General features: G+C 45.0%; 18 protein-coding genes and 1 other annotated feature (1 of these 19 only partly in view). Of the genes, 10 read left to right on the forward strand and 8 right to left on the reverse strand.

Annotated elements, in window-relative coordinates; all coding sequences use genetic code 11:
* Positions 1–98 (reverse strand) — a binding site (T-box leader) (it extends 110 nt beyond the left edge of the window).
* 191 nt (positions 99–289) lie between these two features.
* Both IKW96_RS13495 and IKW96_RS13500 read left to right on the forward strand, forming a co-directional pair.
* Entirely contained in the window at positions 290–1,759 is a 1,470-nt protein-coding gene (locus IKW96_RS13495) for a DUF1846 domain-containing protein (RefSeq protein WP_296575953.1), read from the forward strand.
* Between the two features lie 202 nt (positions 1,760–1,961).
* Positions 1,962–2,345 (forward strand): DUF2500 domain-containing protein, encoded by a 384-nt coding sequence (locus IKW96_RS13500; RefSeq protein WP_296575956.1) that lies wholly within the window; start codon positions 1,962–1,964, stop codon positions 2,343–2,345.
* A gap of 140 nt (positions 2,346–2,485) precedes the next feature.
* On the opposite strand, the gene IKW96_RS13505 is transcribed toward IKW96_RS13500, so the two are convergent.
* Positions 2,486–3,028, reverse strand: coding sequence for a stage V sporulation T C-terminal domain-containing protein (locus IKW96_RS13505; protein WP_296575959.1), 543 nt, complete (start codon positions 3,026–3,028; stop codon positions 2,486–2,488).
* 564 nt (positions 3,029–3,592) lie between these two features.
* On the opposite strand from IKW96_RS13505, the gene IKW96_RS13510 reads away from it, so the two are divergent.
* Genes IKW96_RS13510 through IKW96_RS13520 form a run of 3 tightly spaced genes read left to right on the forward strand, consistent with a single transcriptional unit; the run spans position 3,593 to position 7,273 of the window.
* A complete protein-coding gene (locus tag IKW96_RS13510; protein WP_296575965.1) occupies positions 3,593–4,261 on the forward strand; it encodes a polyphosphate polymerase domain-containing protein in 669 nt (222 codons plus the stop codon).
* 15 nt (positions 4,262–4,276) lie between these two features.
* Positions 4,277–4,948, forward strand: a complete 672-nt coding sequence (locus IKW96_RS13515; protein ID WP_296575969.1) for a DUF4956 domain-containing protein — start codon at positions 4,277–4,279, stop codon at positions 4,946–4,948.
* Positions 4,949–4,960: 12 nt separating this feature from the next.
* Positions 4,961–7,273 carry a CotH kinase family protein gene (locus IKW96_RS13520; RefSeq protein WP_296575972.1) on the forward strand — a complete coding sequence of 771 codons (2,313 nt, stop codon included), beginning with the start codon at positions 4,961–4,963 and terminating at the stop codon, positions 7,271–7,273.
* A gap of 110 nt (positions 7,274–7,383) precedes the next feature.
* Here IKW96_RS13520 and IKW96_RS13525 read toward each other — a convergent pair whose 3' ends face one another.
* The gene (locus tag IKW96_RS13525) at positions 7,384–8,751 is read right to left on the reverse strand and encodes an MATE family efflux transporter (protein ID WP_296575976.1); all 1,368 of its coding nucleotides are present in this window, start codon (positions 8,749–8,751) and stop codon (positions 7,384–7,386) included.
* Positions 8,752–9,316: 565 nt separating this feature from the next.
* On the opposite strand from IKW96_RS13525, the gene IKW96_RS13530 reads away from it, so the two are divergent.
* Complete coding sequence (locus IKW96_RS13530; protein WP_296575979.1) at positions 9,317–12,388, forward strand: family 43 glycosylhydrolase; 3,072 nt, start codon at positions 9,317–9,319, stop codon at positions 12,386–12,388.
* Positions 12,389–12,596: 208 nt separating this feature from the next.
* Here IKW96_RS13530 and IKW96_RS13535 read toward each other — a convergent pair whose 3' ends face one another.
* Both IKW96_RS13535 and IKW96_RS13540 read right to left on the reverse strand, forming a co-directional pair.
* Complete coding sequence (locus IKW96_RS13535; protein ID WP_296575984.1) at positions 12,597–14,687, reverse strand: glycoside hydrolase family 11 protein; 2,091 nt, start codon at positions 14,685–14,687, stop codon at positions 12,597–12,599.
* Positions 14,688–14,734: 47 nt separating this feature from the next.
* Positions 14,735–16,933, reverse strand: a complete 2,199-nt coding sequence (locus IKW96_RS13540) for a glycoside hydrolase family 11 protein (protein ID WP_296575987.1) — start codon at positions 16,931–16,933, stop codon at positions 14,735–14,737.
* Positions 16,934–17,289: 356 nt separating this feature from the next.
* Here IKW96_RS13540 and IKW96_RS13545 point away from each other — a divergent pair, with 356 nt between their 5' ends.
* Together IKW96_RS13545 and IKW96_RS13550 are read left to right on the forward strand one after the other, a co-directional pair.
* Entirely contained in the window at positions 17,290–19,095 is a 1,806-nt protein-coding gene (locus tag IKW96_RS13545; RefSeq protein WP_296575990.1) for a BspA family leucine-rich repeat surface protein, read from the forward strand.
* A 601-nt stretch (positions 19,096–19,696) separates the two neighbouring features.
* Positions 19,697–21,583, forward strand: a complete 1,887-nt coding sequence (locus tag IKW96_RS13550) for a dockerin type I domain-containing protein (protein WP_296575993.1) — start codon at positions 19,697–19,699, stop codon at positions 21,581–21,583.
* A gap of 173 nt (positions 21,584–21,756) precedes the next feature.
* Here the strand turns inward: IKW96_RS13550 and IKW96_RS13555 are convergent, their stop codons facing one another.
* Genes IKW96_RS13555 through IKW96_RS13570 form a run of 4 tightly spaced genes read right to left on the reverse strand, consistent with a single transcriptional unit; the run spans position 21,757 to position 24,413 of the window.
* A complete protein-coding gene (locus IKW96_RS13555) occupies positions 21,757–22,449 on the reverse strand; it encodes a hypothetical protein (protein ID WP_296575996.1) in 693 nt (230 codons plus the stop codon).
* 10 nt (positions 22,450–22,459) lie between these two features.
* Positions 22,460–23,146 carry a hypothetical protein gene (locus IKW96_RS13560; protein ID WP_296575999.1) on the reverse strand — a complete coding sequence of 229 codons (687 nt, stop codon included), beginning with the start codon at positions 23,144–23,146 and terminating at the stop codon, positions 22,460–22,462.
* Complete coding sequence (locus IKW96_RS13565; protein ID WP_296576002.1) at positions 23,136–24,023, reverse strand: ATP-binding cassette domain-containing protein; 888 nt, start codon at positions 24,021–24,023, stop codon at positions 23,136–23,138. Before IKW96_RS13565 ends, IKW96_RS13560 begins: the two co-directional genes overlap by 11 nt.
* A 21-nt stretch (positions 24,024–24,044) precedes the next feature.
* On the reverse strand, positions 24,045–24,413 hold the full coding sequence (locus tag IKW96_RS13570) for a GntR family transcriptional regulator (RefSeq protein WP_296576005.1): 369 nt from the start codon (positions 24,411–24,413) through the stop codon (positions 24,045–24,047).
* Between the two features lie 309 nt (positions 24,414–24,722).
* On the opposite strand from IKW96_RS13570, the gene IKW96_RS13575 reads away from it, so the two are divergent.
* Positions 24,723–25,961 (forward strand): nucleotide sugar dehydrogenase, encoded by a 1,239-nt coding sequence (locus tag IKW96_RS13575; RefSeq protein WP_296576010.1) that lies wholly within the window; start codon positions 24,723–24,725, stop codon positions 25,959–25,961.
* Between the two features lie 67 nt (positions 25,962–26,028).
* On the forward strand, positions 26,029–26,232 hold the full coding sequence (locus IKW96_RS13580; RefSeq protein WP_296576012.1) for a hypothetical protein: 204 nt from the start codon (positions 26,029–26,031) through the stop codon (positions 26,230–26,232).
* The last annotated feature ends 161 nt before the right edge of the window (positions 26,233–26,393 follow it).

Below are 26,393 nucleotides of genomic sequence, written 5' to 3' on the forward strand. Positions count from 1 at the left end.
TCCCGAATGTAGGTCACTGTGCGCCGTCATTCCCTCACACCACACGGGAACTCTCTGTATCGGGCTCTGCACAGGTTTTATTCGTTCACAGTATTTGTACATTTATAATAGCATATCTTTTTTGTGTTGTCAAGAGAAAAAAGTTTTGCGTTTTTTGCTGTTTTTTCTGAAAGGATAAAGGTATTTCGGTAAAAAACGTCAAAGCTCAAGTTTTTTTCGGCTTAGTACTTGAAATTTAATGCTGATTGGTATATAATAAATTATTATAGTTTAACGGGAGGAAGATAAAATGAGTTTTAAGATCGGATTTGACAATGAAAAGTACCTCAAGATGCAGTCAGAGCATATCCGTCAGCGCATTTCCCAGTTCGGCGACAAGCTTTACCTTGAATTCGGCGGTAAGCTTTTTGATGATTATCATGCTTCGAGAGTGCTGCCCGGATTCAAGCCTGACAGTAAGCTGCAGATGCTTTTACAGCTCAAGGACGACGCTGAGATAGTCATTGTCATCAATTCTGACGATATCGAGAAAAACAAGGTAAGAGGCGACCTCGGCATAACCTATGATATAGACGTTATCAGACTTTTCAACGTTTTCACAAAGATCGGACTTTATGTAAGCAGCGTAGTTCTCACGCGCTATGATGGTCAGCCCACTGCCGACGCTTTTCAGAAGCGCCTTGAAGCTCTCGGAGTAAAGGTTTACCACCATTACAGCATAAAGGGCTATCCTTCCAATTTACAGTATATAATAAGCGACGAGGGCTACGGAAGAAACGAATATATCGAGACCTCACGCAGGCTCGTTGTCGTTACGGCTCCCGGACCCGGAAGCGGTAAAATGGCTACCTGCCTTTCACAGCTCTACCATGAGCACAAGAGAGGCATCGACGCAGGCTATGCAAAGTTCGAGACCTTCCCGATCTGGAACCTTCCTCTCCGTCACCCTGTCAATATTGCTTACGAGGCGGCTACCGCAGACCTTAACGACGTCAACATGATAGACCCGTTCCACCTCGAAGCATATGGAAAAACTACCGTTAACTATAACCGTGATGTTGAGATATTCCCCGTTCTCAACGCTATGTTTGAAAAAATACTTGGCGAGTCTCCTTACAAGTCGCCTACGGATATGGGCGTAAATATGGCAGGAAACTGCATTATGGACGACGAAGCCGTTTCCGAAGCTGCAAGACAGGAGATAATCCGCCGTTATTATACAGGTATGTGCGAATACAGGAAGGGCCTTATTTCCGAAGACGAGGTAATGAAGCTCGAGCTCCTTATGAAACAGGCAAATGTCACCGTTGAGGACAGAAAGGTAGTATCCGCCGCTCTCGACAAGGAGAGGGCTACGGACGGCCCGGCGGCAGCTATGGAGCTTCCCGACGGAACTGTCCTTACGGGACGCACATCAAATCTTCTCGGAGCTGTTTCGGCTCTGCTGCTGAATGCACTCAAGCACTTTGCAAATATCGACGATGAGATACTGCTCATGTCGCCTCACGTTATCGAGCCGATAATGGCTCTCAAGGTAAATCATCTCGGCAACAGCAACCCGAGAATGCATACGGACGAAACTCTTATCGCCCTTTCGATATGTGCAAATACAGACGAGAACGCTAAGAAGGCTATGGAGCAGATATCGAAGCTCCGCGGCTGTGAGGTGCATTCCACCGTTATCCTTTCACAGGTTGACGAGCGTATTGCAAAGAGACTTGGCATAAATCTCACCTGCGAGCCAAAATACGAAGCTTGATGCAGGGGCGAGTATCATCTGCCCGGGGCTTTGGTCATTAGCCGTCAGGGAACGGCATTGGATACGTTTGGAATATGACATTATATTTTATTTAAAAGTCCTTGCAGATACGCAAATCAGAGATTTGTTCCCTGCAATCGGACAATTATACCATAACGCTTCGCTTATATGATATAATAGGATTTTTGGAGTCAGCTGTATTATGTTCAATAAAAATTTTGATAAGAGTTTTGAATTTGCCGAAATAATGTTTTTTCTCGTTTTTTTCCTTGTATTGGGATTAATAATAGCCGCTGCCGTAAGAAGCATAATTATGTGGCAGAAAAATAATAATTCTCCGCGGCTTACCGTAGACGCTTCTGTCGTTACAAAGCGTGTGAACGTTTCACGTCACAAGGGCTACTTGGGAGATGCCAGATATCATGCTATGTCCTCCACACGTTATTATGTGACATTCCAGGTGGAGAGCGGAGACCGTTTTGAGCTTTTGGTCAGCGGACAGGAGTACGGTATGCTCGCCGAAGGCGACCGCGGAAAGCTGACATTCCAGGGAACAAGGTATCTGAGCTTTGAGCGCGGTTATTGAACTGAATAAATAATGAGCCCCGAAACAGTGATAAAAGCTGTTTCGGGGCTCATTTTTTGCTGTATACTAAGGGATATTCGAGGGCACACAATGCGTCCCTGCATAGTTCTCGGCTATGAAGCCAATTGCTAAAGGCTTATTTACCCCTCTATCTGCCGGGCAAGGAACTGTGCGGCAGCGTTTATCAGGCTTTTCTGCATATCTGTGGCTTCATTAGTCTTGTCGCCCGTGAGAAATACAACAGCTCCCGAAACATCGCCTGCCGTGATGATAGGTACTGCCGCTATGGCTGTCCTGTCAACTCCCTCGGCAGGGAAGAAGCTGTTGGTGCTGCCGTCGGGACAAAAGAACTGTCCGCGGTTTTCCATGAGTTCTTCAAGCTGTCCGGAAGCGCGGCGTTCGGAAAACTCCTTACGTGCTGCTCCTGCGGAAGCCACTACGTGATCCTTGTCGAAAATAAGCACGGCGCAGCCTGCGATCTTATGCATTATATCCGCTACGTAGCCTGCGTTCTCGCTCATTTCGCTTATGGCGGAGTATTTTTTGAATATTACCTCGCCCTCACTGTTGGTATAGATCTCGAGAGGGTCGCCCTCACGGATCCGCATAGTTCTGCGAATTTCCTTAGGAATGACCACTCGTCCGAGGTCGTCGATACGTCTGACGATACCTGTTGCTTTCATTTATTCCAACCTCCAAATAATATTTTTGAATTTGTGAGGTTAGTATTTCCGTATTTTGTTGGATTATGCGCTTGCCCGGGAAACGTAAATGATATGAGGATTGCAAATATTGGTATTTTGGAGCATGTCAAAAAGGCACATTTGAAATGAACTGCGCCACTTTATGCTGTACGAACAAAGCGGTGCAATTCAATAGTGTAGTCGTTTTAAATTTATTGACATTGCCGAATATAGAAGGCAGTCTTGAATAAGAACTTGATTCTGAGCTCGGGTATGAGCCATATGACGTTAAGAACAAGGAAACTGACAAGTCTCATATAATAAAAATAGTTTTAATAATACTAACAAATTATGATATTTCAGTAACAGTATTAAAGGCAACAAGCCAGATCTTTTGCTGTATTTTCACTCATTTTTCACTTTTGTTTTACAGCCTTGACACTCATTTTCAGTGTCAATTCAGCGTTCAAAGGTATAATCAAAGCATAGGATACGACGCACGCAGGCTGACATTCCCTTCATTGGTCTGTGTGCGTACCTATGACAAGGAAAAGAGGTGAAACTATGGATCTCAGACATGAGATAAAGCATGAGATAAACTACTCCGACATGATAACGATACGTCACAGACTAAGCGCAGTTGCATATCACGATCCGCATACCATAGACGGAAAATACTTTATCCGAAGCCTTTACTTTGATAATCCTGCAGACAAGGCGCTGATGGAAAAGATAAACGGAATGAGCAGACGTGAAAAGTTTCGTATAAGATACTATAACGGCGATACCTCGGTCATTCATCTTGAAAAGAAAAGCAAGATAGACCACCTCGGCAACAAGCAGAGCGTACCGCTTACAGCACAGCAGGCACAGAGCATAGTTGACGGTGAAATTGCATGGATGATAGATTCGGAATACCCGCTTGTACGCGAGCTTTACTCAAAAATGCAAACAGAGGGCACAGCTCCGAAGACTATCGTGGACTACACAAGAGAACCTTTCATCTATTCCGCAGGAAATGTCCGTGTGACCATTGATTACAATGTGCGGAGCGGCATGAGATGTACGGATTTTCTGGATCCCGGATGTGTGACGGTCCCCGTTTCGGACGCGATAATTCTCGAAGTCAAGTGGGACGGTTTTCTCCCCGATATAATCAGGGACGCAGTTGCCCTCTCAGACAGGCGTGAGGGAGCTTTTTCAAAATATGCAGCCTGCAGAATTTACGGATAATAAGGAGTTTTTATTATGAGTTTCAGTGATATCTTCAAGTCTAATTTTATAGAGAATGTGACCAGCGTCAGCATTCTTGACATGGCAATAGCCCTGCTTCTTGCATTCGGGCTGGGAATGTTCATCTTTCTCGTATACAAAAAGACATATTCGGGAGTAATGTACTCCGCAAGTTTCGGCACAACACTCGTTGCGCTTACAATGATAACTACAGTAGTTATCCTCGCAGTTACAAGCAATGTAGTACTTTCCCTTGGTATGGTGGGCGCACTTTCCATCGTCCGTTTCCGTACAGCTATCAAGGAACCGCTGGATATCGCTTTCCTGTTCTGGTCTATCGCAGTTGGTATCGTCCTTGCGGCAGGCATGATACCGCTTGCAGTCATCGGCAGCGTTATCATCGGCGTTATCCTTCTTGTATTCGTAAACCGCAAGGCGCATAAGAACCCGTATATCGTAGTTGTACGCTGTGACGGCCACGACAGTGAAACAAAGGCGAAGGCTTTCCTTGACGGAAAGACCGAGAGATGCGTAGTCAAGAGCAAGACTGCTCAGAAAGGCTCTGTTGAGCTGAATATGGAGATACGCCTCAAGGACGACAACACTGATTTTGTCAATACCCTTGCAGATATGGAGGGCGTCAGCAGTGCTGTTCTTGTAAGCTATAACGGCGACTACATGGGATAAGGGTGTGATAGAATGTCAGCACATAAAAACATAGACAGGATATGCATTGTGATAACAGCTATCGCAATTGCTCTTGCCTTTATCTTCTGCAACGGTCAGGTATTCGGCATACGGACTGCGGCTCACGCTATCGGCTATGAGAACCGTCTGTTTGACAGATCAAAGGTGCATACCATTGACATAGTCATGAACGACTGGGACGGTTTCATAGAGGGCTGCGAGAGCGAGGAATACTCCGCCTGCAATCTTGTTATAGACGGTGAAGCCGTCAGAAATGTCGGTCTCAGAGCTAAGGGCAACACCTCACTCAGCTCTGTAAAAAATATGAACAGCAGCCGATACAGCTTCAAGATAGAGTTCGACCAGTACGAAAACGGCAAGACCTATCACGGACTTGACAAGCTGTGTCTGAACAATATTATTCAGGACAACACCTACATGAAGGACTATCTTGCGTATACGCTGATGTATGATTTCGGCGTGGACGCCCCGCTTTGCAGCTATGCCTATATCACGGTCAACGGCGAGGACTGGGGACTGTATCTTGCTGTTGAAGCTATCGAGGATTCATTCCTTGAAAGGAACTACGGCAGCAATTACGGCGACCTCTACAAGCCCGACGCTATGGGCTTCGGCGGCGGCAGAGGCAACGGCAAAGATTTTAGTATGGGGAATTTTATGAATAAAGAGAGCGAAGAAAATAAAGAAAGCTCTGAAAAATCAAACGATAATGACAACTCATCAAAAACGCCCGGCGGATTTGGCGGCGGAATGCCTGATTTCGGAAATATGCCCGATTTCGGCGGAGATATGCCGCAGTTCGACCTGGAAAATATGCCCGGGGATTTCGATCCTTCAAAGATGTTCGGAGAGGGCGGCGGAATGCCTGACTTTGGCGGAGGTGAGGGCAAAGGCGGATTTGGCGGCGGCTTCGGTATGGGCAGCGACGATGTAAAGCTGAAATATACCGATGACGATATCGACAGTTATTCCAATATCTTCAACAATGCGAAAACACCTGTTGATAAAGCCGATAAGAAGCGCCTTATCCGTTCGCTGAAAGCTCTGCTGGAGCAGTCAGACCTTGAAAGCACCGTTGATACCGAGGAAGTCATTCGCTACTTTGTAGTACATGATTTTCTTGTCAACGGCGACAGCTACACAGGTCAGATGATACATAACTACTACCTCTATGAGGAAAACGGACAGCTTTCAATGATACCCTGGGACTATAACCTTGCTTACGGCTCATTTATGGGAGGCAATGCTTCATCTTCCGTTAATTCTCCAATTGATACGCCTGTATCCGGCGGTATGAGTGACCGTCCCATGATAGCATGGATATTCGATAACGAAGAATTCACGGAGCAGTATCATGAGCTTTTCAGCGAATTTATCGAAAGCGTGGATTTTGAGAAGCTTGTAGCCGATACCGCAGACCTTATCGACAGATATGTCGAGAAAGACCCTACAAAATTCTGTACCTATGACGAGTTCAGAACAGGTGTCGAAGCTATGAGCAGCTTCTGCAGGCTTCGTGCTGAGAGCGTCAGCGGACAGCTTGACGGTACTATCCCTGCAACTACAGAGGGACAGAATGCTGACAGCTCCGCACTTATTGACACAGAAGGACTGAATACGTCTGATATGGGCTCTATGGGCGGCGGAAAAGGCGGCTTCGGCGGCAAGAGCGATCGGAAAGGCGGCTTCGGCAGAAACAGCAGCTCAGAAAAATCCAATAAAACCGAGTCTTCAAAGGAAGCAGAAAAAGTCGGGATAAAGCAGGCCTCCGATACTTCTTCTTTCTCCGTAAAGACGTTGAGCAGTGTTCAGCTTCTTGCAAATGAGAATGATTCAAGCCGCGGCAGCAAGTCACAGCGCGGAAACGGCGATAAGCCAGACTTTGGCGGTCAGCCTCCACAGGGCTTCGGCGGAGAAATGCCTGATGATTTTGATCCGGGCAATATGCCTGATTTTGGCGGACAGCCGCCGCAAGGCTTTGATCCCGACAATATGCCCGGTGATTTTGATCCTGATAATATGCCCGGGGGAGCTTCGCCGTTCGGCAGTGAAAAGGCAGCTGCCAGCAACAGCGATGATGATACCGAAGTCACTGAACAACCTGATGAAGCAGTATCATCAGACAATAACGGCGATACAGCTCAGGGAAAAAGAGCAAACATCGGCGAAAGACCTGATATGGGCAGCTTTTCTCCAATGAACGGTTCACCCCAGCAGAACAACACCACAGCATATATATTGCTTGGAGCCTCTGCGCTCGTTCTGTTACTGGGTCTTGGATTTGCTTTCAAATTCAAAAGATAATTCAAATTGCTTATCATTTATAAAAAACAGGCAGATACTTTAGTATCTGCCTGTTCTGTTATAGTCTGTTGTAATGGGGAGCTCAAAATACCCGTTAAGATTTTGTGATATTAAAGAGCTGCGGTATCATCAGTTTGCTCATATTTAAGTGTGCGCTTTGAATTAAAGTAAAAATATGCTGTAAAACACATTGCAATCTGCAATACTGTTGAGCACGGTATCGCCATACCGATGAGGAAAAGGGAACAGTTTCCTATCTTTTGCATCAGAAACGCAAACGGAATTCTTACAAGGAATGCTCCGCAAATACCCTGTAACATGACAAATTTTGTTTTTTCGATCCCATTATAATAACCGATAAAACAAAAAAGGAAGCAAGTATTGAGACAGTCGATAGCATAAGCTTTCAGGTAGTCCCACGCAGCTTTAACGGTATCAGCTTCAGGTGAAAAGATTCCTGCAAGCAGATCACCGCGGAAGAATGTGATAAAGAACATTACGATACCAAACGCAAAGGAAACCGCAATACCTGTTTTCAGAGCGGTTCTGGCTCTCTTCATCTGTCCTGCCCCGTAGTTCTGGGCTACGAATGCAGTCATTGACTGCATGAAAGAAATTGGTACAAGCATGATGAATACGCATACCTTTTCTGCAACGCCGACTCCTGCAGAGGCAGTAACACCGAGTCTGTTAACGATTCCGAGCATAACAAGGAACGAGACACCCACGAGGAAATCCTGCAGCGCTATAGGAGTTCCGATACGAATTATTGCAGATGCGAAGTTTTTCTTCAGTTTTATATTGCTTTTATGAAATTCAAAGGGCAGTTTTGTATGACGTATCATCAAGAATGATATTATGACGCTTATGAGCTGTGCCATAACAGTTGCAAGAGCCGCGCCTGATGCGCCAAGATGAAATCCTGCAACAAATACGAGGTCTCCTATGATATTGAACAGGCAGGCTATTCCTACAGCAATGAGGGGTGTTTTTGAGTCTCCGAGTCCTCTGAAAATACTTCCGAGCAGATTGTATGCTGTTATAACAACAAATCCTCCGCCGCATATCCTGATATAGTCCGAAGTGATATCAAATGCCTCCTTCGGCGCCTGCATTATACGTGCAAGTCCCGAAGCGCCGGCAACACTTATGAGTGTGAACACAAGACCTGTTACAGCAAAAATGATCATACCCGTTCCTATGGTCTGAGCTGCATCGTCCGGGCGCTTCTGACCTATTTTCTGACCTACGGCAACTGTTATTCCCATAGAAAAGCTGACGATAAGATTCGTAAGCGTTGTTATGATCTGAGAACCTGTAGATACTGCTGACACATCTGCTGTTGCAGCGAATCGACCGACTACAAGCAGATCAACAGCGCCATACATCGCTTGCAGGAACATAGCAAACAGCACAGGGAGCATGAATTTCATAAGTTTCGGCAATATAGCACCGCTTGTAAAATCATTGTTTTTCATTTTTATCCTCCATAAAAAAGCGGATAAAACAGCAGCGATACACCTGCGGTCCTATCCCTTGAAACTTATAAATAACAACTATAGTATTATATCATACTCTGTTACTGTATGTCAATGTGATTATTGCAAAGCGATCATAAGTTAAACTCTCCGGAATACATTAATCTGATACAAAATAATTATGTGATATGAAGAGAGAATGCATTTCCGGTCATAGTGAGCAAAACAACTATCCGTTTGCTGTGCAATGATATCCGATTAAGCTGTCCATGTTATGAATGCTGATAATTGTCTGCATATTATCATTTTTACAATTGTAACATTCACAGTCGGTTTAAGGAAGTTATGCTGAATTTTCTTATATGATTCAGCAGGTAGCGATTGCAAGAACGAAACCGTTTATGAATTTCTGCATTTTGTCCACTTAATTCTTTAAAATGTGGATTGAAATTGTCGGAATTATGTGCTAATATTATATTGGATATATATTTATCATAAATTGACTGTAGAAATAAGTTGCAGTCAGAGAAACAAAGGGATATTATTATTTAAAAGGAGAATTGGAATGAAAAAACTTATTTCGGCAATTGCCATAGCTGCAATGTCAGCTGTATCACTTTGCGCGGCAGCTCCTGCTGTTACGTATGCGGAAAATCCTATTGTACAGACGTCATTCACCCCTGACCCCGCTCCCGTTGTATTCGGCGACGAGCTGTATGTATTTACGGGCTGCGACCGTGAGGGCAACAACGATTTTTACTACATGACGGGCTGGCAGTGCTTTTCCACAAAGGACATGAAAAACTGGACAGACCACGGCAGGATACTTGAGGATACCAGTTTCAGCTGGTGCAATGCAAATGACGCATGGGCTTCACAGTGTATCGAGCGCAACGGCAAGTACTACTTCTATTTTACCACCACGAACAAGGGCGGCGGAGGAAGAGCTATCGGTGTTGCAGTTGCCGATTCACCCGAGGGTCCCTACAGCGATCCCAACGGTAAGCCGCTGTGCGGTCCGAACTGGGACTACATTGATCCTACCGTTATTATTGACGACGACGGTCAGGCATGGCTCATGTTCGGAAATCCGAAGTGCTACTATGTCAAGCTGAAAGAGGATATGGTCACACTGGACGGTCAGATCCAGTCATTCAACCTCTCACTCAAGTCTGGCACAAAATATACAGAAGGTCCGTGGATATGCAAGCATGATAATCTCTACTATCTTGTTTTCGCTTCTATGGTTGACGGTTTCGGCGGCGAGAGCATTTCCTACTGTACAGGACCGACTGTTACAGGTCCGTGGACTCATCGCGGCACTATACATGAGGGCTCCAACTGCTTTACAACACATGGTGGTATCATAGATTACAAAGGTCACTCATATTCCTTCTATCATATGAGTGGTATCCCTGGAGGAAGCTCTTTCAACAGAAGTGCTGCCTGCGAGGAGTTCAAATTCAATTCTGACGGTACTATCCCTGCTCTCAAGTCTACCAAAAACGGTCCCGACCAGATAGAGCCTCTTAATCCATTTGAAAGAGTCGAAGCAGAAACCATCTGCTGGAGCGAGGGAATAAAGACGGAGAAGGACGAAAACAACTCTGTCTGCATAGGAAGTATCAAAAAGGGAAGCTATATCAAGGTCGCAGGCGTGGACTTCGGTGAAGGTGCCGATAAATTCACAGCTTGTGTTGCTTCTGCCGAGAGCGGCGGAAACATCGAGCTCCACCTTGACAGCAAGACAGGACCTGTTGTGGGCAACCTCAAATTCGGCGGCACAGGCGGCTGGCACAGCTGGGAAGAGGTATCATGCGATGTGGCAGGCGCTGACGGCGAGCATGATCTTTATCTCGTATTCAACGGCGGAGACGGCTACCTTATGAACGTTGACTGGTGGAAGTTTGAAGGAGCCGGTTCAAGTTCTTCCGAAACAGATCAGACATATATCTTCAAGAGCACATTTGAAGGCAAGCTTGACGGCTGCACGGACAGAGGCGGCTCGACTGTTGCTGTAAGCAAGGACGAAGCGTATGAGGGCGACAGCTCCGTATACTGCTCAGACCGTTCAGCTTCATGGAAGGGCGTTGGAAAGAACCTGAACTATAAGTTCAAGGCAGGGGAGAGCTACAGCTTCTCAGCCATTGTAAAGTACAATGAAGGCGCACCTTCAACCACATTCCATCTCACGCTCCAGTATGACGGGGCGGACGGTGAGGCGCACTATGACAAGATAGACACAAAGGAAGTTGCAAAGGGCGAGTGGACGCAGCTTGCAAACACAAGCTTCAGTATACCCGAGGGAGCCAAGAGCCCGCTTGTATATGTAGAAACCGAGGGAGATTCCGACGATGAAACTCCTGCTGTAAATTTCTATGTTGACAATTTCTATGCGGCGGTTGACGGCACGGTCATAGACGGTCCGAAGTCTGCGGATACACCTCATACCACAGATCCTCCTGCACAGGACCTGAAGGATATACTGAATTCAAAGGTAACAAGGTGGGGCGACGCCAACGCTGACGGCGGCGTAGATATGGGCGATGCTGTTCTTATAATGCAGTCGCTGGCCAATCCGGGCAAGTATAAGCTGACCGATCAGGGCAAATTCAATGCAGACGTATGCGAGGCAGGCGGCGGCATCACTTCAAACGATGCGCTTGCGATACAGAAGTATCTATTAGGTATATACACGAAGCTCCCCGAGAGCTATTCCGACAATATCAAGACAGTTACCGCACCTGTTACAACTACAACAACTACTGTAAGATCGACTACTGTCACAACAACGACTACTTCCGCGACCACTAAAGCTGCTGAACATCTATCAATGAAGGATTTTACAGCTAAAGTCGAGTCAAAGATAGCTGAAAAAGAGCCTGATTCCGCAAATCAGGCGAAGAACGGCGTAACATATGGCGAGATACAGAAAAAGAGCTACTATTCAACGACCTGCAACAGACAGAAGGACGTAAACATACTTCTGCCTCCGAACTATGATCCGAGCAGGAAGTATCCTGTTATGTACATCATGCATGGTTACTATGAGGACATTGACAGAATGCTTACAAAGGGCAATGCTGAAATGCATACCCGCGAGATGATCGGCAATGCCATTGCTGAAGGCGCGGCGAAGGAAATGATCTGCGTATTCCCTGATGTTTTCTCAAGTCCGACACTCAAGTCCTGCACAGGCATGGACGAAACAAACAATCAGGGCTATGATAACTTCATAAATGACCTTACAAAGGATCTTATGCCGTTTATAGAGAAGAATTACAGCATAATGACAGGCAAGGAAAACACTGCTATCACAGGCTTCTCAATGGGCGGCCGCGAGTCGCTTCTCATTGGTATGAAGAGACCTGATATGTTCGGCTATATCGGCGCTATCTGTCCGGCTCCCGGAGTTACTGGCTCATTCAACTGGAGCAGTGACGGCCAGCCTTACTTCCTGATGATAACAGGCGGAAGCAACGATACAGTTGTATATGACAATCCCAAGAACTATCACGAGAACTTCCAGAAGAATGGTGTTCCTCATGTATGGCACTATGTAAATGGAGGTTATCACGGTGATAACTGTATCAGAGCTCACCTCTACAATTTCTTCCGCATTGCGTTCCAGAACTGATGCAAATGATAAAAGCTCCGACTGTAATATGTCCGTTCGTTAATCAGACGGCAAAATAATATTCTATCTGATTTTCAAAGCAGCTTGTGCATATTGTGCAGGCTGCTTTATCATTTACAGTGATCGGCAAGCTCCTTTTGCAGCGTGGAGCGGAACAAGAACGAAAAAAAGGCAGGCTTCATCAAACTGTGATGAGCCTGCTTTTTCATCAGCCAATTGTAACATAAAGATATGGCGAATCTTTTACTGTTAACTTGAAATCGTCATTGAACTCAGCGTTCTTATCGAGTTCGATAAGGATATGCCAGAAAGTAACAGCCATATCGCCGCTGTTTTGCTGGCGTTCGATCTCGATCTCATCTTTTTTCACCTGAGTTACCCTATATGTATATGGAGCCGAAAAATTTTCCTTCAGGATAATTGCCACAAGTTTATTTTTACTGAAAAAATCATCTTGATATCTCTTGATCTCTTCGTTGTAGCTGTCCACATCAGAGTATTTTGAAAACATAGGATCATTGGACATAAATACCTGATTTTCAGCCACATATTTTTCAAACTCCTCGCGGTTCGAGATAACCCATGTCTTAGGGCAGCTGCCGTCGTACTGTCCGCTGTTCTGTAAATAGCTGATCCTGAATTCATAAGAACCGTTTTTATTTGTAGTGACCGTTGCAGAAGTTGTTGAGCTTGCTGCTGTTGTGGAAGAGGTTATGGCGGTAGTTGTAGTTGTAGCTGAAGTGCTCGCAGTGGTAGTAGTTGTGGTTGTCGTTGTAGTGGTGGTAGTTGCAGTCGTAGTCGCAGCAGTCGTTTCGGCGGGCTCACTGAGCTTTTCAGCGCCAAGCAGGAACCTCTGCAGGCATACAAGATCGGCAACATTAACGGTATTGTCGCCGTTTACATCGGAATTGATGGGCGGAACGGAATTGTCCGAGAGCAGTTCGAGTATCGCTTTTCTTAGCAGTGTGAGGTCAAATACGTCGATTACTCCGTTGCAGTTGATATCTCCGCGCAGATTGGAGCGCACCTCATTTTCGGCAGAAGTGAAAGGCTTTGTGCCCTTTAAGCCGGCATAAGCGTTGTCCATATAAAAGTTTCCGGTATAATCCGGAGTTTCAATGAACAGGGTCATGTGCTTTGCGTCTTTCGGGATAGTATATGCGTAGTTTGAAAGCTCTGTCCATTTTCCGCTTTCAGCAGTGACTTCCGCAATGGTGTCATACTGATATCTTCCTTTTTGATCCATATACTGGAGCTCAAGGGCAAAATCCGCAGAATCGGCGCAGTCCTGCATAACGTAAACGCCGAAGCTGTAGGTCTCGTCCGGGAACACTCTTATTCCGCTGAGGTCTATGCTTGGTCCCTGCCAGGACTCGCTTCTGTTGCTGACAAGCAATGAATTTGTACCCTCGTAGCTGACGCTGCTTTTTTTCAGAGACTCAAAGTCACGGGAATCCCAGTCATCAATGTATTGGTCGAAGGTATGCATGAATAAGTAACTTTCCTTCAGATCAGAAGTATTGCTTATATGACCGTACTGCTTTTTGTAAACGGTCAGCGGAGAGCTGTCCCTGCCCTCTCCCATTTTAATACTGTTGAGCTTTGCACTTCCGCTTGATCTGTAGCCTTCTATTTCAAATACCGCATTGTAAAGGGTTCCCGATGTATCAAGTCCGAGAACTCCCCACGAGTCAAAATGCTTTGAAATGTCTATGCAGCCGCTGACATGATTGGTCGTGTTGTTTTTTACGGTGTTTTTCGAGCGGACGCTCCAGTAACGCTGTACAGTGGCAGGTCCGTCAATTCCGGGCTGGTTGTAATAATTCGTTTTGAACACTTCATATTCGTGACCGTTAACGACTGTAGTACCCAGCAGCTGACTGTCCAACGAAGGAGATGGTCTCCAGCTGCCCCAGCCTTCGACGATGAAGTATTCCACCATAGGTGTTCTTGTCCAGCCGTATGCGCCGAAAAAAGCATTTCCTTTCGGAGTGAATTCAAGGTCGTAGCTGAAGGAAACATTATTGAAGTACTTGTAATTCTTTTTCTGGGAATCGTAATTGATTCCCATATCTGCGATAAAGTTCTCAACGTCATTCCATGACAAAGTGAAAGAGCTTTCACCGGGTTCAAACTCCACATCGCCCTCATCGTTCTGGTTCCAGAGTTCATATTCCAGTCCGCCGATAACGTTCCTTTCCAGTCTGTCGGCGGCAGAAGCCGTGAAAGGAACGGAAGCTGTCAGTACTACTGCGGAAACTACAGCTCCCAGTATCCTTTTCGATACATTTGCTCTCAATTGGATCACTCCTCTTTGAATAGAAATATGTTTTTGAATACATCAGTTTATTCTTTGACGCTGAATTTAAGCTCCTTGAAATCAATATATCCCGATGACTCCGAAGCTTCAACAGAGATACAGAGCTTATGGACAAGATGAAGTGACTTATCATCTTCGCCAATACACTGCAGCAGTTCTTCAAGGTTGAAGCTGTTTTCTAAATGGCTCATTTCACCGTCAGCAATGGGATCGTCCTTGCGGTAAAGCTCTGTGAGCGGTACAGCATTATCGTTATAGATATCCGAAGAAAGCGACTTTACCATGTAATACTCGCGGCCGTTCAGCACAACAATAGACGGAGTAACATCGCCTTTAAGGATATCGTCATTATCCTGTCCCGTTCTGCCTTCGACAATGCGGAAGTAGAACAGATCATCTCCTTTGCAGTATTCACCGCTCATTACCACATCGCATTTACCCGTTGCTTTTATGTCTGCGGAGTAACTGATATCAAAGTCAGAACTCGGCTTTTTGTATATTGTATGTGAATAGTCATCATAGGCATGACAGGTATATTTTTCCGTGTCATTCCACTCGGCTGTAAAGTCGTTGTTTTCTCTTAACGCCGTCTTTATCCTGTCATCATTGATCATATCGGCAGCTATAGTGAATCTAAGCGCACCGTAGCTGTATAAAAATGATTCACGGTCTCCGATGAGCAGTTTTGTTTCTTCATATGAAACAGGTATCTCATCTGAAATTCTGAGAACGTATTTTGTCAGGAGCACAAGGTCGCTGACATCGCTTCTGAGATCGCCGTTGACATCGCCTGCTGTTTCGATCCTGCATGATTCCGCAGAATCTATCACAGCCCTGCGGCACACGGCGATATCAAGACTGTCCGTAACTCCGTCGCCATTGAGATCACCGCTTGAATAGGCTTTATATATTTTGTTGCCGGAATTATAATCGGATTTTCTGTTTGCAATACAGAAGTCATCTACATAATAATCCGCAGGAGTCTCGGGGATAAGAGCGATCCTGTATCGGTGGCGGATATTATGGGCGTATTCAAAGGCAATATCCTTTATTTTAGTCCATTGTCCCGCTCTGCAATATCTTTTGCCGAGGCGATCTGTCTTGCGGTATTCAAAGGGAAGGTCGGAGTATTCGATGAGTTCTATATCAAATACCGCGTCTTTTTTCGAGTTGTTGAATACATTTGCTCCCGTGTAGTAAAATCTTTCACCTGTACTCGGAGAATTACTCAGATCATAGGGATCAAGCTCATAGTAAAACGCAGGGATCGAATCCCCGTCAGATGATGAAATATGTATCGAATGCTCTCCGCCGTAAAAAACATCGTCAGATGTTTCGGAAACAGCCTTGTCTCCGAAAGCGCCGGCCTTACCGCTTTCATCTTCAAAGCCGTATTCAAGAATAGTTCCATAATCATCGGCGCGCAGCGGATCATGCTCCTCATACGGCAATACTGCCTTAGTCGGGCCGAATACTTCCTCGTCAGAGATATCATAGCTTATATCCAGGGAATTGAGCTTTGCCGAACCGGAGCTGTAATAAGCATCCACAGATAAGCAGATATTGTAAATAGTTCCCAGCTCAAAGCCGGCGTCGTCCCATGCCCTGAAATGAGCGGCAACGTCTACAGTGCCCTCAGTATGCCCTTCCTTGTCAGTGCCGAATGGCTCTTTTCTTGCAACGCTCCAGATATACCGGAAATGATCGGTATTGCCCATCTGCGCTGAATTTATACTGTACAGGTCATAAGTTACGCCGTCAATCTTTACAGTTGTCGTTTTTGACTTGTCCATTCCGGATGGGACCCAGTCATTGTACGTTTCAACTATATAAAAGTTTGTTTTGGGCTCGGTGAACCAGCCGCTTACTCCTGCAAAGTCATTTTCACCGACAGTGAGATCGAGATCGTATGTCACCTTGCATTCATTGACCTGATATGCGCTTATGTTCTCATCTTTCAAGTACTTTCCTTTGAACATCCTGCAATCATGGATGCCTTTCCAGCTTGCAGTAAAACCGTTGTGTCCGGAGTTTGTGAAACTTGCATCGCCATAATCGTCCCAGTTCCATATTTCGTATGAATAACCGTCGAGTTCGCCGTTTTCAGCATAAGCTTCGGCATTTGCTGTGATAGTACTGCACTGAACAAAACTGCCGTTTACCGCACCGCAGGCACAGAAAGCCGCACTAAGTGACGCAAAAAGTTTTTTTATTGTTGAATTCATGTTGATCCCTCCCACCAAATGATCTGTTTTATATCTTAATTATACAAAAAAGAATCAGTATCAGCAAGTCGTTTATTGCTGTATATTCCGCTTTGAACAGCGCAGGGTTAAGCAGGTCTCGTCGTTATCTTCCCGGTAATGCCGAACCTTGAACAAGCATATTTTATTTGGGAAAAAATTTTTTAAAAACCTGTTACACTTCATGTAAAAAAAGCGTTATTATAAATAGAAGCATTTTTTTAGAAAAATATGTAACAAACTACCTATGATGCTCATGGATCAGCATATTATTGTACGTGGTTCCAGGTGCTGTATCTTGAACATAAACATAATATATAATAAGGGAGGACTCATTTATGAAAAACACGTGGAAAAAAGCTGCTTCTTTTGCGATGTCTTTAGCGCTGGTAGCAGCAAATTCAGCATTTTCACTGACAGAATCAAGCACTATCGTGGCAAAGGCAGCAGAAGCAGACGCTCAGGTGACGGAAACAACATTATTAAATAACGTTTCCGCTGTGCAGGGGGCAGACGAGTCGTATTATGACGCAGAGACGCAGACACTTCATCTTAAAGGCTATGTGAGAAACGGGGGAAAGGGAACAGGAATTATCCTGCCTGAGGGAGTAAATGCAGAGGATATCAAGCACCTTGTAGCTGATGAAGGAACAGTACTTCCTGTTGACTGCAGTTTTCTGATGTATAATCTGAACAAGGTAGGGTCAGTAGATCTGAAAAATGCTGATTCTTCCGCTGTCACAAATATGTCATCTATGTTCGTACCTTATTATGATTCGCATGACGGCGAATATTGCTACGCAAGTGGCGGGATAAGCGAAATTGACCTTACAGGATTCAATACAAGTAATGTTACAGATATGTCGGATATGTTTTATAACACAAGTGTAAAAGCTCTTGATCTGAGCAGCTTTGATACTTCAAAAGTTACCGATATGTCGGGAATGTTTGCGTGTATGTACAGCATAAAAGACCTTGATGTCAGCAGCTTTGATACATCAAACGTAACGGATATGTCCTGTATGTTCGACGGATGGTGGCACGTTTCTAACTATGTTGACATCAGAGGATTTGACACATCAAATGTCACAGATATGTCATATATGTTCTATTTCAACAGCTTGGATGTATTTGACCTGACAAACTTCGATACATCAAATGTAACTGATATGTCAGGAATGTTTGGCTGGGGCGGCGCTGAGGTAATTGATCTGAGCAGCTTTGATACATCCAAGGTCACAAATATGTATGGTATGTTTTATATGACAGGACCTGAAACTATATATGTCGGCCCCGGCTGGACAGCAGAATCTGTTTGTGGCGGGGATATGTTCGGGGAATGCTATAAAATTGTTGGCGGCGCAGGAACAGTGTATGATCCCGATCATATAGATGCTGAGTATGCTCACGTAGACGGCGGCGCGGAAGATCCGGGCTATCTAACATTTAAAGCTCCGAGAAGAGATGAGTCATACTTTGACGCAGAGACAGGAACACTTCACCTTAAAGGCTATGTAAGAAATGACGGAAAAGGTAAAGGCGTTGTACTTCCGGGTGGAGTAAACAGAATGAATGTTGCACATATCATTGCGGAAGAGGGAACTGTTCTCCCTGAGGATTGCAGCGATTTCTGCGGAAGACTGCCATACCTCAAATCAATTGACCTCACAAATGCCGATTCTTCAAATGTTACAGACATGAGCGGAATGTTTATAAATTATGCCGGAACAGAGCTTGACCTGAGCGGCTGGGATACTTCAAACGTAACAGATATGAGCATGATGTTTTATGGCTGCGAGCATCTTGAAACAGTAATAGTTGGAGATGGCTGGACAACGAGATCGGTTGAGCTATCCGATATGATGTTCCTTGACTGTGATGAACTCAAGGGCGGTTCGGGAACAGTATTTGATGAAAAACATACTGACGCAGAATATGCCCGTATCGACGGAGGCAAGGACGCTCCCGGCTACTTTACAGCAGTAAGGAACGACGCCGAAGAAGAAACAACTGACGATAACGCAATTCCTGAAGAAGTAATGGATACAATAAACTATCTGTACAGCAATATCAATGATCCCACACTCAAGAGCGTTGCTGATTCAGCAATTCGCTTGTTCAACAGGTTCTTTTCTTTCAGATAAGCCGATATTGCGTGTTTGAAATGTAATCCCGTGTAAAAAGCTTATATATCCAAAAAACGAAGCCGACTTACCCTGATACTTATATAGGAGTTTTGTGCTTAATATTGAGGGAAACCCTTTTGAAAAAGGGTTCTCCCTCAAACTCCCTTCCTAAAACTTCCGGCTTAAATTTTCCTAAACAGGACGCCCAACGAAAAAATAACACGCTCTGTACTTATTACAGTGGGCGTCCTGTTTAGGAAAATTTGGGTTAAAAGTCTTTGGAAAGGGGTTCGGGGAAGAACCTTTCCTCAGAAAGGTTTTCCCCGATATAAAGTATAAGTTCCTATATATGTATCGAGGTTATGATCGGCTTCGTTTTTTACGCCGCTAAATCATTATGCTTACAGTCAAAAGAGACAAAAAAGCAGGTGAAATCACAGCGTGTTGCACAAAGTTCGGCGTGATCCCAAAAAATCCTGAAAAAAACCGCGTAGTTTTTTCGGCTGATGTCGTCTAATAAATGAAAGCGCAGAACAATGCTTTCGGAAATATAATGGGAAAGCCTGTGTACAGCGGTGCAAGCGCACCGCTCAGCTTGTTATGAACAGGAGGAGTAAAAATGAAACATTCGGTAAATAAAGGTGAATATACAGAAGCCGTGAACGGCGCAGAAAAAGTCGGTTCATCGGGTAGGATACTGCGTATAGTAAGCTCTGTTGCGGCTGGAGCCGTACTTGCTGCCGGCATTGGCGCTTCAGGTTTTATGCTTCGGAATGATAAAACAACAGCATCGGCACAGAATGAAAACTGCATTATCCTGACCGAAAATGAAGTAAAGACCTGTCTTGCACAGAAAACATATGCTTCGGGTTCGCCCTTCGTTGATTTCGGGCAGATATATTTCACCGTATATAATCTCAACGAAAGTTTTGCGGAGTATTCAAGCAAGACCTATGATGTTCTTGCAGAATACCTTAATAATTATAAGTGGGGCAATGCAAGCAGTATCGAAAAGGCAGCTATTCCCGATTTCAATGGATATGAAGGAAAGGGATATGAGATCTCCTGGAGAAAAGGCGGTATGTTCTATAATATCTATGTTACGGAGAGCGGAAAAGCATATTATCTGACCGAGCAGCAGTGCAGGGATGGCGGCGGGACGTTTGAATATTCTGTCATTGAAAGCTCAGTCTATGACATAGATTATAAGACATTTGACAAAGACATACAGGATATACTGGCTCATGACGTTCCCGACGCGGATAAATATCTCTCTCCGAGAGAACTGAAAAGGCTTAACGCAGGGGAATTTGAAAGAGCAGTGCTGCATGAGCAGCTTGAAGACCATTATAAACCTGTATGTCCCGAAGTCGGAGCCTCAACAGAAGCTTTTCAGAATTTCCTGAAAGACGATTTCGTTGCAATGCTGCAAAAGCGCAGTACCCTCAAATATGATCAGGATAAATTAAAATATACCGTTTATCGCTATTTTAAGACAAGTGACACAACAACACGTGAAGAATACTATACTGTCTGCACTGACGGAGTTGTCGGCATATGTCTGTATGAGATTGTGGGAGGCGATAAGATCCCTTCGGGTATGCTGGAATACTATATTGATATAGAGGCGTTTGAAACAAAGCTGCATGAGGTTTTAACCGCAAAGAAAAACGCAGATGAAACCGTTACAACGCAGACAACTACCACAACAGCTTCTACCGTTACCACAACGACCTCAGCTGTAACTGAAAAGACGCTCGGCGACATGGACGGAAACGGCATACTTGACGCAGTAGACGCCTCGAAAATGCTTGCAGTTTACGCGAAATACTCAACAGGAGCGGCAGCTCCCACAGAAGAAGATACAGCAGTGGCGGACGTAAACAAGGACGGCTATATAGATGCAGTTGACGCGGCAAAGGTACTTGCATATTACGCGCATACCTCCACAGGCGGCAAGCTCACCATAGAGGAGTTCCTGAAGTCTGCCGGTAAACAGGACAACAAATCTGACCCAAAGACCTCACTGTCTGATGAAGAGCTTTTCAGAGCTTTCTATGCGGCACGTCATGACGGCAGCTACGGTTCGATTGACGGTTCTTACATAGCAATGGATGAAAACGGAAATATGGTGGATTTCAAAGATGAAGCCACCTGCCTTATCTACAGAGCCGGAATACTCCCTGTCGACAGAGTTCTCGGCAGCATTGCCAATGAAGAGGAAGCCATAGCCAAGGGCAGAGAGCTGCTTCGTGCTCTCAATGGAGACGAGTACATCGAAAAACACGAAAGGGACTATATTGAACGCAACGGCGTAAAGGAGAAGATATACAAGGACAATCCTGATTATCGTGCAACATACTATGATGAATATGATATATGGGATTTCCGTCCCACACTGCTTTCGGGCAAGACGGAAAGCGGAGTAACGATCGCAACTCCGGGTTCAGTGCCGCATTTTTATATCCGCGGCAGTGACGGAAAGATATTGGCGGCTTTCCACTGAAAACATCTGACAGGTACCTTAAAATTGCTCCTTAAATGACATGATCCCCTCAGAGCTCACACATTTTCATGTGTGTCTGCTCTGAGGGGATCACTGCGTCTGACAATAAGCAATTACATAACGTTCATCTTTCAGATTTATATCATTATTAGATCCCCAATGATACCGTTTTATCATGCATTTTCCGCAACAGTATTCTGTACAGTTTCGGTAATGGAATTATTATAGTTCCTGCCCGAGGTGTTCCACCAATGCTGCATGAAGAAGTGAACGGCAGCAAAGCCGATGATATAAACAGCAATTGCGATAAGAGCGGCAGCAGTAACAGTTACCCCGAAACCGTTCCTGAAGCAGCTCAACTTCGAGAGGAGCACCATCTGATTAAAGAACATAACGAACAGAAGCGCCGACAGGACGGTGTATGATCTGCTCTTGTACTTGCACATTGTCGCGTTGATGAAACAGGCTACCACGGTATTTACCGAATCCACGATGAGCAGATCGGCAGCAGTACCGCTTCCGCACCTGACATAAGCCGCTGTAAAGATGATGATGTCACATACAAGGCAGACTATTCCCATAGCCGCTATCGGAACGTCCGTGAAGAGCACCTTTGCCTGAGGAAGCGAGCCGAAAAACTTCAAACGTGCTATACTGATATTGCCGACGAAGAATACCATCAGCAGCATAGCGTGAAGCATTCCCATACAGGCTACCATTTTTCCGTAATCATCACTGCCTTGTTTTTCAGGATCGACTATCAGGCTAATCAGAAGCGTGCCCGAAACTCCCAGTCCGAAAAGCAGAGTTAAGGGCTTGACAGCCGTCCTGAGATACAATTTCATTGCTTTCATAAAATTATTCATAGCATTCTCCTTAATTATCCCAGTGCTTTTTCCTGTAATTACTGAGTACGGCCTTTTCGGAAATAACAGTCAGGACCACTGCTGCCGCCGCTGAAACTATCTGTACTGCGCCGAGTTTTCCGTTCGTGGTCTCGATGAGCATTATTCCGATCATATTGACTGTGAAAAAGACCATTATTGTTATGACAGTTCTTGTCATCGGCTTGTTTATCAGTCTGCTGAATGAAGCTATCGCACGTGCGAGGAACACAGTTATGAACAGCGTTATACAGCTTCCGATACTGTTACCCATTTCAATTATACCGAGGGCGTCAAGTACTGCTAAAAACGCACAGAACGTCATAACAGCGACCGCACCTTCTGCTATAAAGATTACCTGAGCCTTTGCGAACGTGTCGAAACCGCCCTTTACTGTTCTGAAATACTTTCCGCCGGGACTTACTTTGTCAAACATCATTATCATTCGCATTACCACAAGCATACTGCAATATATTGACGCAAGAGTGACGCTGAAAAGATAGTCTGTTTCTTCGGTATTGTCATTGTCCATAAACATCAGGAACGCCATGAGCAGCATAAGCCCCGAAAACAAAGCTACAGCGCCTATCGAGAGCCACATGACGCCGCTTGCGAATGAACGTCCCGTATATATCCTGTAAGCGTCAGGATATGAGACTGACGACCTGTTATTCTCCATCTTTCTCCGCCTTTCTGAGTATGCCGATGCTGAGCTGCTGGAGGTTGGGCTTTTCGACAGCCGTATCCAGCTGAGATAGCCGGACCATATTGTCCGCAAGGGCGATACCCTCAAAATTAGTGCTGTTTCCCGTATAAGATATCATGAGGTTTTTCGCCTGTTCGCTCTTGTCAGCTTCGCCGTGAACGAGTATGTATTTTTCTTTCAGATCTTCCACAAATCCCTGTTCTATGATCTTTCCGCCTGCCATGAATATAGCGTAGTCCGTGGCGTATTCCATATCCGCTATGTTATGGGTCGAGAAAAGAACGCTTCTTTTGCCGTTACCGTCAGCTATATACTCCCTGAAAATATCGCAGAGCATATCCCTGGCGAGTGGATCGAGGGATGAGGCAGGCTCGTCGAGCACAAGGAGCTTCGTATCCCTTGAAAGCACAGCCGCAAGGTAAGTTCTCATGCGGTTTCCGTCCGACATTTTCATAAGTTTTTTCTGCTTTCTGTCATTGGGATCACCGATTTTGAACTTCTTGCAGAGCTGGCTGAAACGCTCCCTGCTGAAACCGTCAAATCCGATCTCCATTGAAGCGGCTATACTTTTCAGATTCCAGTCAAGAGGGAAGAAGTTTGCAGAAGAACAGTAGCCTATACTGTTTCTGACCTCGTTGCTGTCGGAGTCCGAAAGCTTGTCGAAATACACTATTTCGCCGCTGTTTTTGCCGGTAACTCCGCAGAGTACGTCTATAAGAGTGGTTTTTCCGGCGCCGTTCGCACCGATGAGAGCTGTTGCGAATCCGCCCGGGATAGCAGCGTTTATCTCTCCGAGAGTGAAATCATTGTATTTTTTTACGACCCCGTTTATTTTTAAAGCATTCTCCATATCATTATTCACCTTTCCGCATTAATCTATTAGCCATAATGTCCTGAGTATACCGCTGAGCTGATCAAGACCGATACCTGCAATTTTAGCCGAATGTATGGCATTTGTCAGATCATTCTCAAGCTGTCTCATGTACTGTTCCTCTATCATTTTCTTGTCCTGGGCGTTAACGTAATAACCTTTGCCCTTTGAAGCAGTTACGAGCCCTTCTTCCGAAAGCTCCTCATAAGCCTTCATGGTAGTGATAACGCTTATTTTCAGATTCTGTGCAAGTACCCTTATGGAAGGAAGCGCATCTCCGGGCCTGAGCTTTCCCGAGAGGATATCCTCGCGGAGCTGAGCTGCTATCTGCTTGTAGATAGGTTCGTTTGAGTTCTGATAGATCTTCAAGGTAAAAGCCCCCTTTCTGAACAACTGTTTATGTGTTCTATAAACAGTATATAACAGTTATACAGTTTTGTCAATAGGTGATCGTAAAACAATTGATACAAAAAATCCTTGTTGATTTATGTTGAAAATGCACAAGGGCGAAGCAGCGTGATTTTCACTTGTAATTATGAAAGAGCACTTTAGGATATATCACTTGACCTTGTTATTTATATGTGGTATAATTACTATTAAAAAGCAGGATATGGCTTGTTTCAGCCCGGTTTATACCGTTATTCTGCGTAATATCAACATATTGGAGATTGATCAATAATGAAAATAGCAGTAGCAGGAACAGGATATGTAGGACTTTCGATCGCAACCTTGCTTGCACAGCATAACACTGTAACAGCAGTCGATATAATACCCGAGAAAGTCGAGCTTATCAACAATAAAAAGTCCCCTATACAGGACGATTACATCGAAAAATACCTTGCGGAAAAGGACCTCGACCTCACAGCAACTCTTGACGCGGAGTCTGCATACAAGGACGCTGATTTTGTAGTTATTGCAGCTCCCACAAATTACGACAGCAAGAAGAATTTCTTTGATACCAGCGCGGTCGAAGCGGTTATCGACCTCGTTATGAAGCATAATCCAGACGCGATAATGGTTATAAAGTCAACTGTTCCCGTTGGTTATACTCAGTCTGTACGCGAAAAAACAGGCAGCAGGAACATCATCTTCAGCCCTGAGTTTCTCCGCGAGAGCAAGGCTCTTTACGATAACCTCTATCCGAGCCGTATAATCGTCGGTACTGACATGAACGACGAGAGACTTGTTGAAGCGGCTCATAGCTTTGCAGGACTTCTCCAGCAGGGAGCTATCAAGGAGGATATCGACACTCTCTTCATGGGATTTACCGAGGCGGAGGCTGTAAAGCTCTTCGCAAATACTTTCCTTGCGCTGAGAGTAAGCTATTTCAATGAGCTCGATACCTATGCGGAACTGAAAGGTCTCGACACACAGCAGATCATAAACGGAGTATGCCTTGACCCTCGTATAGGTACTCATTACAACAATCCTTCCTTCGGTTACGGCGGATACTGCCTGCCTAAGGATACGAAACAGCTCCTTGCAAACTATGAGGACGTTCCGCAGAACATGATGTCAGCTATAGTTGAAGCCAACCGCACACGTAAGGACTTCATAGCCGACAGAGTCCTCGAAAAGGCAGGATATTACAGCTACGGCGATAAGAACGAATACGACAGCAGCATGGAGAAGAATGTGGTCATAGGAGTATACCGACTGACTATGAAATCAAACAGCGACAACTTCCGCCAGTCCTCCATACAGGGCGTAATGAAGCGCATAAAGGCTAAGGGCGCTACTATCATAATCTACGAGCCTACGCTCAATGAGGGCGAGACGTTCTTCGGAAGCGTAGTAGTAAACGACCTGGACAAGTTCAAGGCGCAGTCCGACGCTATAATCGCCAATCGCTATGACAGCTGCCTCGACGATGTTAAGGAAAAAGTATATACAAGGGATATTTTCAGGAGAGATTAAGAAGGTTTCCGATTTTATGCGTTCAACGGCTGCATTAAATGATGAAAGGCGTATTTCCGCATAGTCCTTGACCGAAGCGGAATGGACATTTGTTTGTCCCCCTGATTACAAGAATATCCCGTATAAGGACAAGCGTACCGAAGCTTTTTATAAGGACGGTTTTGCGGTCATTTCGGATTTCCTGCATTCTATAGGATACCTTGTGGGTATTAATATCCCGAAGCGCTACAGACGTCATCTGAATTTACTCGGAGAGAACGGGAATATATAGTTTTATGTTGAAAAGCCGCCACATATGTGCGGTACTCGTAAAGAAGTATATATGGGACTTATCGGGGGAAACCTTTCTGAGGAAAGGTTCTCCCCCGAACCCCCTTCCAAAGACTTTTAACCCAAATTTTTCCAAACAGGACGCCCCCTGTAAGAGTTACA

This window comes from Ruminococcus sp., from assembly GCF_017549005.1.
Classification (GTDB): domain Bacteria; phylum Bacillota; class Clostridia; order Oscillospirales; family Ruminococcaceae; genus Ruminococcus.

Excerpts from the sequence above, each read along its gene's own strand:
- IKW96_RS13495 (WP_296575953.1), top strand. The coding sequence starts at position 290 with ATGAGTTTTAAGATCGGATTTGACAATGAAAAGTACCTCAAGATGCAG.
- IKW96_RS13530 (WP_296575979.1), top strand. The coding sequence starts at position 9,317 with ATGAAAAAACTTATTTCGGCAATTGCCATAGCTGCAATGTCAGCTGTA.
- IKW96_RS13525 (WP_296575976.1), bottom strand. The coding sequence starts at position 8,751 with ATGAAAAACAATGATTTTACAAGCGGTGCTATATTGCCGAAACTTATG.
- IKW96_RS13510 (WP_296575965.1), top strand. The coding sequence starts at position 3,593 with ATGGATCTCAGACATGAGATAAAGCATGAGATAAACTACTCCGACATG.
- IKW96_RS13550 (WP_296575993.1), top strand. The coding sequence starts at position 19,697 with ATGAAACATTCGGTAAATAAAGGTGAATATACAGAAGCCGTGAACGGC.
- IKW96_RS13545 (WP_296575990.1), top strand. The coding sequence starts at position 17,290 with ATGAAAAACACGTGGAAAAAAGCTGCTTCTTTTGCGATGTCTTTAGCG.
- IKW96_RS13555 (WP_296575996.1), bottom strand. The coding sequence starts at position 22,449 with ATGAATAATTTTATGAAAGCAATGAAATTGTATCTCAGGACGGCTGTC.
- IKW96_RS13520 (WP_296575972.1), top strand. The coding sequence starts at position 4,961 with ATGTCAGCACATAAAAACATAGACAGGATATGCATTGTGATAACAGCT.
- IKW96_RS13500 (WP_296575956.1), top strand. The coding sequence starts at position 1,962 with ATGTTCAATAAAAATTTTGATAAGAGTTTTGAATTTGCCGAAATAATG.
- IKW96_RS13540 (WP_296575987.1), bottom strand. The coding sequence starts at position 16,933 with ATGAATTCAACAATAAAAAAACTTTTTGCGTCACTTAGTGCGGCTTTC.
- IKW96_RS13505 (WP_296575959.1), bottom strand. The coding sequence starts at position 3,028 with ATGAAAGCAACAGGTATCGTCAGACGTATCGACGACCTCGGACGAGTG.
- IKW96_RS13560 (WP_296575999.1), bottom strand. The coding sequence starts at position 23,146 with ATGGAGAATAACAGGTCGTCAGTCTCATATCCTGACGCTTACAGGATA.
- IKW96_RS13565 (WP_296576002.1), bottom strand. The coding sequence starts at position 24,023 with ATGGAGAATGCTTTAAAAATAAACGGGGTCGTAAAAAAATACAATGAT.
- IKW96_RS13575 (WP_296576010.1), top strand. The coding sequence starts at position 24,723 with ATGAAAATAGCAGTAGCAGGAACAGGATATGTAGGACTTTCGATCGCA.
- IKW96_RS13515 (WP_296575969.1), top strand. The coding sequence starts at position 4,277 with ATGAGTTTCAGTGATATCTTCAAGTCTAATTTTATAGAGAATGTGACC.